The organism is Thalassobacillus sp. C254 (genome assembly GCF_001310615.1).
Genome location: NZ_BAXQ01000044.1, coordinates 1 through 10,093, shown reverse-complemented (window position 1 = coordinate 10,093; position 10,093 = coordinate 1). Strand labels below are relative to the sequence as shown.

At 38.6% G+C, this 10,093-nt stretch carries 9 protein-coding genes and 3 pseudogenes; all 12 read right to left on the bottom strand.

The features are described 5' to 3' along the window. Nucleotides 1–200: 200 nt before the first annotated feature. Entirely contained in the window at nucleotides 201–533 is a 333-nt protein-coding gene (locus JCM19033_RS21170; protein WP_054637823.1) for a four-helix bundle copper-binding protein, read from the bottom strand. A gap of 308 nt (nucleotides 534–841) precedes the next feature. Further along, nucleotides 842–1,905, bottom strand: a pseudogene (locus tag JCM19033_RS21160) (FtsW/RodA/SpoVE family cell cycle protein). Nucleotides 1,906–2,357: 452 nt separating this feature from the next. Next, nucleotides 2,358–2,588, bottom strand: coding sequence for a hypothetical protein (locus JCM19033_RS21155; protein WP_054637820.1), 231 nt, complete (start codon nucleotides 2,586–2,588; stop codon nucleotides 2,358–2,360). Beyond that, nucleotides 2,575–3,372 (bottom strand): annotated as a pseudogene (locus JCM19033_RS21150) (sensor histidine kinase). Before JCM19033_RS21150 ends, JCM19033_RS21155 begins: the two are co-directional and overlap by 14 nt. Next, on the bottom strand, nucleotides 3,324–3,989 hold the full coding sequence (locus JCM19033_RS21145) for a hypothetical protein (protein WP_054637818.1): 666 nt from the start codon (nucleotides 3,987–3,989) through the stop codon (nucleotides 3,324–3,326). Before JCM19033_RS21145 ends, JCM19033_RS21150 begins: the two are co-directional and overlap by 49 nt. Beyond that, nucleotides 3,986–4,690: a response regulator transcription factor gene (locus JCM19033_RS21140; RefSeq protein ID WP_054637817.1), complete on the bottom strand. Its 705-nt coding sequence runs from the start codon at nucleotides 4,688–4,690 to the stop codon at nucleotides 3,986–3,988. The genes JCM19033_RS21145 and JCM19033_RS21140 overlap by 4 nt, the downstream gene beginning before the upstream one ends. Before the next feature lie 208 nt (nucleotides 4,691–4,898). Next, a complete protein-coding gene (locus JCM19033_RS21135) occupies nucleotides 4,899–5,474 on the bottom strand; it encodes a YCF48-related protein (RefSeq protein ID WP_054637816.1) in 576 nt (191 codons plus the stop codon). Between the two features lie 79 nt (nucleotides 5,475–5,553). Continuing rightward, the gene (locus tag JCM19033_RS21130) at nucleotides 5,554–5,823 is read right to left on the bottom strand and encodes a hypothetical protein (protein WP_054637815.1); all 270 of its coding nucleotides are present in this window, start codon (nucleotides 5,821–5,823) and stop codon (nucleotides 5,554–5,556) included. A gap of 96 nt (nucleotides 5,824–5,919) precedes the next feature. After that, the gene (locus tag JCM19033_RS21125) at nucleotides 5,920–6,630 is read right to left on the bottom strand and encodes a cytochrome c biogenesis CcdA family protein (RefSeq protein WP_054637814.1); all 711 of its coding nucleotides are present in this window, start codon (nucleotides 6,628–6,630) and stop codon (nucleotides 5,920–5,922) included. Nucleotides 6,631–6,648: 18 nt separating this feature from the next. After that, nucleotides 6,649–7,848: a cytochrome c biogenesis protein CcsA gene (gene ccsA, locus JCM19033_RS21120; RefSeq protein WP_054637813.1), complete on the bottom strand. Its 1,200-nt coding sequence runs from the start codon at nucleotides 7,846–7,848 to the stop codon at nucleotides 6,649–6,651. 1 nt (nucleotide 7,849) lies between these two features. Beyond that, nucleotides 7,850–9,486, bottom strand: a pseudogene (locus JCM19033_RS21115) (cytochrome c biogenesis protein ResB). A 17-nt stretch (nucleotides 9,487–9,503) separates the two neighbouring features. Beyond that, nucleotides 9,504–10,031, bottom strand: coding sequence for a thiol-disulfide oxidoreductase ResA (gene resA / locus JCM19033_RS21110; RefSeq protein WP_054637812.1), 528 nt, complete (start codon nucleotides 10,029–10,031; stop codon nucleotides 9,504–9,506). Nucleotides 10,032–10,093 lie beyond the last annotated feature (62 nt).

Here is a 10,093-nt window from a genome sequence, read left to right as displayed (position 1 = left end):
CCATTTGCTATGGTTACAGATATAGGTTTTACCAGGTCGCAAAAAAAGCGAATATACTATTTTCTCTATGTTTATTTCTTATTCTTTCTTTTGCACAATAATTACTTTTTGGTAATTTGGTATGCTTTCAGCTCACTTCGAGACAAATCTCAAAGAAGCTCCGAATATAGCGAACCTCGGAGCCGATAATGAGAGTCTTTTTAGGCAATAGCCTTTCGGCATGCATCCGCGCACTTAAAGCAAGCTTCAGCACATCTTTTGCAATGCTCATGCTGATCGTGTTTTTCACACTCTTTCCCGCATTCTTCACAAATTTTTGCACATAGTTCAAGATAATCCTTAGTAAAATAAGATTCACGAGATAATGCTTTTGCGGTTAGCGCACATATGTCAGCACACTCTCTATCCAATTGAATACAGTCTGCCAACATATTTATATGTTCTTCTTGTAAACAAGCATGATAACAGTGTTCGCATTCCTGAATGCATTCATTTAACGTTTGAAGCATTTGTTGACGTTGTTCATGTATCAATCCGATCCTCTCCTTTTTGTAGAATTCACTATTGCTCTATTTCCTTGCAGAAACTCCTACTAAACGGAAAATATTGAGTTTCCTTTATTGGTTTTCAGACTTTTCGCTAGGACAAGTTGTTTGCAGTCCCTTGTCACTTACCGTTTATTATGGAAAACTCTCTTTTTCAGGCTAGGATTCAATAAAGCTTTTATAGCTTCCATCATGTTGGCTATTCTGTTGCTTGAGCCACTTATCATACCACCATAACTAATATTCTGATCCGAAATGGTTGCTAATGATTATGCAAACGATGTAATTTACTTTTATCATTCCTGACTTTCAAACATATATTTTTTTGAGTGATAGCTTACACTTAGGACAATACCAATTGCAAACATTGTAGCAATAAGAGAACTTCCTCCGTAGCTTAGTAAAGGCAGTGTAAATCCGGTTACTGGCAAAATCCCAAGGTTCATTCCAACATTCTGGAACACTTGAAACGAAAGCATACCAATCACCCCTGCACATAAGTAGGTGCCAAAACTATTATGGCAGCGAAGGGCCGTCATCAAAATTTGATACAGTAAAACAAAGTAAAGAGTGATAACTAGAGCAGCTCCTAAAATCCATGTTCCATTCCTATCACCGCAAAAATGAAATCGGTATGGGCTTCAGGAAGATAAACATCTGCCTCTGGATTTCCATATAACCGTCCTGCCCCAATTGCCGTCATTGCCTGAACTGTTTGATACCCTTCATCTGAGAATTCTGCCGGGTTTAGCCAGCCGTAAAACCTCCTCACTTGATAATCAGATATAAAGTTGAAAAAGTATTGTTCAACAAAACTTGGGAACCGGAAAAAAGCAAAAATAAAGCCAGTAAATAGTAATACTGGTCCTCCAATAATCAAGGATACTAACTTATAGGAAATTCCAGATACAATAACTAAGGAGAGAAAAATAGCCCCTGTCATCATAACCATTCCCATATCTGGTTGTCTCTGTAGTAGAAGTACAGGTGGGAGAACAACGAATGCCATCTTACATAGGAGCCACAAGTCGACTTTAAGATTAGCCGCGGTTTTTTGAAGGTTATGTTTATAAATCACAGTACTTAAAGTAATGATTATGAATATTTTGACCAGTTCAGAGGGTTGAAAAGAACCAATGATAGGAACTCGAAACCATCGTACCGCCCCTGCAATAGTAGGGGCAATTGATTGTGGGGCGAATTCAAGGGCTAGCAACATAAACAGACCAAACCCATAAAGCACCCAAGACAAGTTAGCATAGTATTCAAAATCAAAATGAATGACTGCAAAAACCACGCCAAAGGCAACAAAGTAAAAAATCAATTGTCTGACAGCAAAATTTTCATTGTATTGAGGCATCTGCTGGGCGTAAAGAATGTATAAACAACTAATTACAGCAAATAAAAATAGAACAAAAAGAATGTTAATATCATACTGTTTTTCTTCTGTGTTAAGTTCTCTCACACTTCACTCTCCCTTATTACATTTGTTTTCTCTTTTAAACTCTTGGAGTGTAAAATACCGACCTTACAAGTTATCTATCAACACAGTCCTTTCGCTCTAACAATTTAATAACGGAATTACTTTAACAAAAGATTGTGAAAGAAGTATGTACTTAGGAAGAAAATGAGCTTATTCACACAAAAAATTAACGAGGGAAAGGTGTTCAGGCTGTTTTAGAAAAGGGTTTAGCCCTTGTTTGCAAAGAGGCTAAATGTAGGAAAAGCCACCGTAAAAAAGGAACTTCCGAATGGGAAGTTCCCCCCTTTACTATTAAATTAAATGTCTTTTCCATCCTATCCTTAATGTTTTCAATCTCTATTCTTAATGCTTTTCCCTTTTGTTTTTATATACATTCTAAGTGTTATATACACAAGAAGAAGTACGGCTAAGGGTGTCATTACCCACAAACAGATATGAAAAAGAGTTGCTGCATAATATTGTAAGGAATCAGGACTGAACATCCATGTGGCCGACATGGTTAAGCATGATAGACCAATCACAACTAACACCGCAGCTACAAACCAATCAAAACCCCCCATCCCTTTTCTCCCTCCTATTAATAGGGAAAGCTACTATAATTACTGTTCCTTTTCCCAATTGACTCGATACCTCAATAGTTCCATTATGAAGTTCAACTAGGTTTTTAACAATAGCTAACCCTAACCCAGTTCCTCCATATTGACGTGCCTAGATTTTCCACACGATAGAAGCGATCAAAGATATAGGGGAGGTCTTTTTGGATATTCCTTTTCCTGAGTCTTCTACCTGAATGATCACATTTTGTTTGTCAGATTTTAGAGTGCTAAGAGAAATAAAACCCTTGTCTGTATAGCGAATTGCATTCTCAACTAAGTTTAGAAAGATCTGTTCCAAACGTAAACCATCCCCATATATTAAAGGAAGGTGATTATCAATTTTCAAATGAATATCCAAACCTTTCTCCTTAGCTTTGAGAGCTGTCTTTCTTATAACCCCTTCAAGAACTTCAGATAAATCCACCCATTCGAGCTCCAAACTTATCTTTCCTTCTTCTGCTTGTGAAAGATCCGATATATCATTAATAAGTTGCGACAACCTTTGGGATTCACCCTGGATAATATCTAAATATTCATTTTTTTCCATCTCTGTTTGATATAGCCCTTCCTTTAACACTTTGGAGTACCCATTTAAATAGGTAATAGGGGTTTTTAACTCATGAGATATATTCGCAAAAAACTCTCTTCTGGTATCTCTATATCTTTTCAAATCGCTAGCAAGGTCATTAATCGCATTAGCTAACGAACCAATTTCATCTCCTGAATTCTGGGTACTGTCGTTTCCCATTCTCCCTTCGCAATTTTGCGTGTTGCTTTTTCCATTTGCAATAAGGGTGTAGATAATTTTTTCGATACTACAATGGTAAATCCTAGTGCTAAAAAAAAGGCTCCTGCCCCAGATAGCAGTAACAAGTTTCTTACTTGAAGGAGGGATTGCTCCAACCCTTCCATAGTAGATAAGACGAATACACTTCCTTCAAAGGAGTTCTCGGAGAAAAACGGTGTGCCTATCGCATAATAGGACTGTCCTTCCGGGTCTTCATAAAGACTTTCTACTGTACGACCTGTTAAAAGTTCCGTCATTTCATCCTGAGTAATTAACTGTCCTTCCTCTACCCCAGCAAGGTGGGCAAGAGCTATTACTTCTCCCTCAGAGTTGGTAATATACATAGGAATTTGAGAGAGTTCAGCCATTCTTTGAATCATTGGGACAATCATATCATCCTGATTATTTTCAATTAAACTGGCGTAATGAGAAGATAATTGACTGGTCTCCTCTTCCAATTGTTGATGGAAAAAACCTGAGAGGATTTGGTTAATGACAAAACCTAATGGCAGTAAAACCAAAAGGAAAAGGGTAATTATAATAGCGCCCAGCTTTACACTGATCCTATTCCACTTCATTGTTTATGTCCCGGATTGAACTTATAACCTACACCCCATACCGTTTCAATTGGATTAAACGGTAATCCAGCTTTTCGTAACTTGGACCGAATGCTTTTTACGTGGGTATCTACCGTGCGTTCATATCCAATAAAATCCCCTTCCCAAATAATATCTAAAATGTTTTCACGAGTGTAAACTCTTTCAGGATGGTTGGCCAATAAGTGAAGCAAATCAAATTCCTTAGGGGTAACTTCTATGACTGATTGGTGTACTATAACTTTCCTGCTGACATGATCAATGGTTAAACCGTCAATCTTGAGGACCTTTTCCTTCACTGTTGGGAGGAAACTTGTACTTTTTCTTCTTATTAAAGAATTTATTCTAGCTACAAGTTCTTCTGGTTCAAAGGGTTTTGTTAAGTAGTCATCTGCCCCCATATTTAAACCCTCCACTTTGTCTTTCGTCTCTTTTCGTGCTGTTAGCATTAAAATAGGAACGTCACTTTGGTCTCGGATCTTTCTACAAACTTCTATCCCATCCATGTCGGGCATCATTAGGTCCAGCACTATCACTTCAAAAGAGTAAGATCCTATCGTTTGTAAGGCCTCTTTTCCATTAGCTGCCTCACTATAATCAAACCCTTCTTTGTGTAAATAGATTTTTAGCAGGTTACGCATGGACCACTCATCATCAACAATCAGGATTTTCCTATTCCCCATCGAGCCTTACCTCCACTAACTAACAAATACATAAGTTAAGCAAATTCTTTATCTAACTATGCTAAATTCACAGAGCTAACTTCCTTTAGAGAAAGTTAACTTCCTTAATATGAAGCATTCCCCTATTCCTTTTCTTGACCCCTAAAAAGGAATTAGTGGAAAAGATGAGAAACCTGGGGGTACTGAAGAAAAACAGAGCTATTAAAAACTAATTCCCTTGCCCCCCGGGTACTCCTTCTTCAGCAAGCAACTCCCACGTTTCCCCTCCATCTCTCGTTTCATATAAATTTTCATGGAAAGTACCCACAGCGTACACCCCTTCCTCGGAAGGGTGGACAGCTACATGAGTTCCTACATCTTCTTCAAGGGATAAGTGAAGTGACTCCCATGTTTCTCCAAAATCATCACTTTTTGCAAGGACTGCCGATTGGTGATCCACCACATAGCCAACAATATGTCCAGCTTCTCCTGCACCCGTAGCACTATACATTACTCTGGTATTATCTTTTTCTTCCCATGTTTCTCCCCCGTCATCTGACTGTAAGATCCCGTGTTCCGTTCCTGCGAGTAAAGATTCAGGATCCCCTGGATCGGAAACAATGGAAGCAATGGATCCACTGTCAGGAAATCCGCTTGCTTCTACACGGTCCCAATTGTAACCTCCGTCCGTTGATTTAAAGAGCCCTTCTTGATGGCTATCAATCCCATAAATGATGCTTGGGTCATTGGCATTTACCTCTAATAAGTGAAAATCGACTTCTCCATGTAAGGCAATTGGTCCCACGTTTCCCCATCGTCTTCACTAATCATGAGCCCTAAGGGATTCTCTAAATCTGATTGTGCATTGGGGTGACCACTTGAAATCATTGTCCCCTCATTTGAAATGGCAAAGCCATCAAATCATGTCGTTCTTCTGGTTCACCAACCCACTCCCAATTTCTCTCCTCATCATTTTTAGTAAGTCCATGGTGTGTGCTCATGTATAAATCATAAGGAGCATCGGCTCCATATGAAAGACCGTGGACATGGGTAAAAGAATCTACTCCTATATCGGGACTATCCGAATCACCACAAGCAGCCAACACTAATGAAGATATCCCTAATGCGAATAGACCGTACTTTATCTTTATCATAAAATGTATCCTCCTATCTCTCATGCAGTCTTCTTTTTTCTATTCTTGGGTACTGTTAACTGATACAGTTTATTTGTTCATATAGTATAACCTCTTTTAAAATCCTGTAAATCCGCCAAATACATGATTAACTAGAAAAGAAGTAATTTGTGTCATCCAATCGAAAAACAAAAACACCCCCATTATCACCATAACAGATCCACCTATCTTAGTGATTTGGTAACTATATTTCCTAATGATGTTTAATTTTCCAATAAAGAATGTCATCAATAAGAATGGAATAGAAAAACCGAGACTGTAAATCGCCATATACATCATCCCAGACCCTGGATTTGTTAGGCTCAATGCCATAACCCCAGCAAGGATAGGTCCAATACATGGTGTCCAACCAGCAGCAAAACCCATTCCAATAAAGCTAGTCCCGACATAGCCAGATGGCTTCTTTTTAAACTTCAACTGTTTGTTTTTCATCAAGAAGCTTGGTTGGAAAATGCCAAGGATAACTAAACCAAACAAAATGATAAATATAGCACCCATTTGCCTAATAAAATCATTGTATTGCATAAACAAGGAACCTATGAAACTCGTAGACATTCCAAGTACTACGAAAATAATTGAAAACCCTAGCAAGAAAAAGATCGTATGAATAATCGCTGAAGGTGGCAATTTCTTGTCTTCCCTCTTTAATTCATCTACCGATACTCCCGTGATATAAGAAATAAAAGCAGGATATAAAGGCAAGTTACACGGGGAAACAAAGGATAACACGCCCGCCCCAAAGGCTAGTAAAATGGTGACATCTCCCATTATTTTCCTCCTTAACTATTAAGCATAAGAATGCAAACCGGCTACGACTAAATTGATAAATAAAAGGTTAAACATGATGATCGCAAACCCAATAACCATAAGCCAGGCAGACTTTTCTCCATGCCATCCTCGTGATAAACGTAAATGTAAGTAAGCAGCATAAAATAAGAAAGTAATTAAGGCCCAAACCTCCTTAGGATCCCATCCCCAAAACCTTGTCCAGGCTATTTGTGCCCAAATCATAGCAAAAATAAGTCCCCCTAATGTAAAGATTGGAAATCCTATGACCACAGATCGGTAACTCACTTCATCAAACAATTGAGGGTTGGTCTTACTTAGCAATGGTTGGATTGCTCCGCTAATTCTTTTTCGTAATGACACCCTTAGCCCACTATATAATATAATTCCTGAGACAAGGGACCATAAGAATGTATTAAACTTTCTTGGGGACTCCACTCCATTCATCCAGGAAGGAGTTTCAAAAAGAGGTCCAAAATTCCCATTACTCGAGGAAGCAAATTCTCCCTCATGAGGACCTACAATTGCTGGAAGTTGGTAATCAATCTGAGATTCCGTTTCCAACTCGTTAACCCAGTTAAATGTAACTTCATAATTAAGCAAACTAAAAAGGAAAAGTGTAAACGCTATGCCAACCGCGCTAACCATTGTAAACATAATTGCTTCAAGCCAAAAGGTTTGTTTGCTTCTTTTACTTTGATCCACGACACGGATTAAGTAAACAAGACCAGCGACAAAGCCGATGGCTAAAATCCCTTGACCGATCGCTGTAGTCGAAACATGGATTTGAAGCCAATAGGTTTGTAAAGCCGGAATCAAGGGCGATATTTCTGTTGGGAATACAGAAGCGTAAGCAATAATGATTGTAACAAGAGGCATTGTAAATAAACCAAGCACACTCTTTTTATAAATTAAATGAAGAATTAAAAAACCAAAAGAGATCGTCATTCCTAAAAATACGGTATATTCAAACATATTACTAATGGGGGCATGGCCAGCAGCTATCCATCTTGTTATGAAATAACCGAGTTGCAAAACCAATCCTAGTGTAGCAAGAGCAAAACCAACGTTGTCCCATTTCTTGTTCTTTTTCGCTTCTTTTTGTTTATGTTCTCCTGTGACAGCTAATGAAAAAAATACGGTAGCTATTAAATAGATAAAAAAGGCTGCCAGCAAAAGAGCACTACTTATGGAAGCCATTCTATCTCTCCTTTCCCTCTTTTTCTTTTTGGTCTATTGGTGGTATTAAACCGGTTGTAGTTGAAATAGATTCAAGATCTTTTTTAATGCCATATATATTTTTATTTGTGTGAGCCGACATCCACACCTCTCCGTTAACATTCTGAATCCAAATTCTCCTATGGTTCCAATAACTTCCTTGCACCAGGCCGATCATAAAGATCACCCCTCCAACACTAATAAGCCCTAGTGTTTGATCTTTTCTCACTGTTAAACCCGTTACATTGTGAGTGTCAATATCTGCAAAGCGGATTTGATATTGGTTGTCCTCCTCACCCATAGGTTCCACATTCCTTCCTATCCCAAGAAAGCTGGATTCTCCTTCAGGTGTATCTGGTGTGAAAAAGTCAAAAATAAAGGCCGGATTATCTGGGATACTTGATTCTGTACTAGGTAAACCATCATCATCTAAGAAATAGTTAGGATAATACTCTCGTAACTCGACACGGTTCCCGTCTCCTACCTCATACATATTTTTTGGATCGAAGAGATCGACAGTAAATTCCCCGAGCACTTCTTCTGTTTCACTATCTTCAAGAGCAAAAGTGATGTTACTAAACTCGTTTAATTTGTAATCAACTTGGTAAAGACCAAAACTGGAAAACTTCATAGGTTCATTGACTCGAATTTCACCACTGAACTTTTCTTCGAGTGTATTCTGACCAACAACCTCTCCAGCCATACTCTTATACAATGTTGCGTTTGTTTGATAGTTTTCAACTACCATACCGCCTGCACGAGCAATGGCTTCTCCAAACAGCTCATCTTCTTGATCGTAAAGTTCTACTTTAAATTCTTCGTTTTCCAAATAATACTCTCCATTTGTTCCAGGGATCACTGCTTTATCCCCCTCACGGAGCCACAGAACTTCATCGACATACATGCCTGGAAAAAATCGAAGCATGACACCAATTAAAAATATAATAAGCCCTAAATGATTAACATAGGGACCCCACCTTGAAAACCGTCCTTTTTCAGCAAAGAGGTTACCATTTTCTTGTCGAACCTTATATTTTTTTGCTTGTAACGCAGACATCGAATTTGACAGAATGTTATCTACTTCTGCAGTATTTGCATATGTTCGGCTAAAAAAGCGTTGTCTTTTTAAAAAAGAAGAGTGTCTTGTCATCTTCTGATTTTTGAGAGAGCGATAAAGTGGCACAACGCGGTCTATGCTTGCAATAAGTAATGAAACTCCTAAGGCAGCCACTAGAAGCATATACCACCAAGAGCTGTATAGGTTGTGAAATCCTAAGTCATAAAAAACTTTACCGGCCACTCCGTATTCTTCGTAATAGTACTGTCCCGGATCTCCAGTTCTTGGGATGTATAATTCTTGAGGGAAAAGGTCCCTAACGAAGAAGAAACCAATAAAATAACAATAATTCCAACCCCTACTTTAACAGAGGAAAAGAAGTTCCAAATTTTATCTATAAGTGATTTGTTATAGGTTTGTGAGCGCCTGGCAGCACCCTCGTACCTCATATCTAATATAGACTGTTTGTTCTTTACATTTTCTGTGAGGGGCTTTCCGCATCCTTGACATATGTCTGTTCCCTCGGGATTTACTTGCCCGCAACTGCAAGTAATCTTACTCATTATCCTTCTCCTTTCTATTAAGGGGTGATGCTTTCCATATAGTCTGAGATATGTTCTTCCGTCATGCCCCCTGTGATTACTTTTGTGACTATGCCTTCTGAGTCGATAAGAAAGGTAGTTGGCAGTGGTCGGACCCCATATCGATCAACTACATCCGACCCTTTATCCATGGGAATAGGAAAGGTCAATTCATGGCGATCCACAAACCTGGACACAGCAAGGTCTGTTTCCCCAACGTTGACAGCTAAGATCTCAACATCCTGATCCTGATAAATTTGATATTGGTTCTCCATATAAGGCATCTCTCTCTCACAAGGTGGACAAAACGTTCCCCAAAAGTTTAAGAAGACTCCTTGTCCCTTATACTCTTCTAATTCAACTCTATTTCCTTCTAAATCTTCCAACACAAAATTAGGAGCCTCATCTCCCACCTGAACTTGAGTTTCCTCGTCATTAAAGAAATTACTATAAAATGTATAACCAAGAGCTAGGGCAATTACCCCTAATACTGTTGACCTAATAATCAATCTCCGCTTTTTCTTCATACAATTAACCTCCCTCTTCTATGAATACTGAGTGTTAAATGTGACCCTATTGTAACCGTCAA

Bases quoted from the DNA above. Each gene is read 5' to 3' on its own strand.
- resA (WP_054637812.1), bottom strand. From the start codon at position 10,031: ATGAAGAAAAAGCGGAGATTGATTATTAGGTCAACAGTATTAGGGGTA.
- JCM19033_RS21140 (WP_054637817.1), bottom strand. From the start codon at position 4,690: ATGGGGAATAGGAAAATCCTGATTGTTGATGATGAGTGGTCCATGCGT.
- JCM19033_RS21155 (WP_054637820.1), bottom strand. From the start codon at position 2,588: ATGGGGGGTTTTGATTGGTTTGTAGCTGCGGTGTTAGTTGTGATTGGT.
- ccsA (WP_054637813.1), bottom strand. From the start codon at position 7,848: ATGGCTTCCATAAGTAGTGCTCTTTTGCTGGCAGCCTTTTTTATCTAT.
- JCM19033_RS21130 (WP_054637815.1), bottom strand. From the start codon at position 5,823: ATGATAAAGATAAAGTACGGTCTATTCGCATTAGGGATATCTTCATTA.
- JCM19033_RS21125 (WP_054637814.1), bottom strand. From the start codon at position 6,630: ATGGGAGATGTCACCATTTTACTAGCCTTTGGGGCGGGCGTGTTATCC.
- JCM19033_RS21145 (WP_054637818.1), bottom strand. From the start codon at position 3,989: ATGAAGTGGAATAGGATCAGTGTAAAGCTGGGCGCTATTATAATTACC.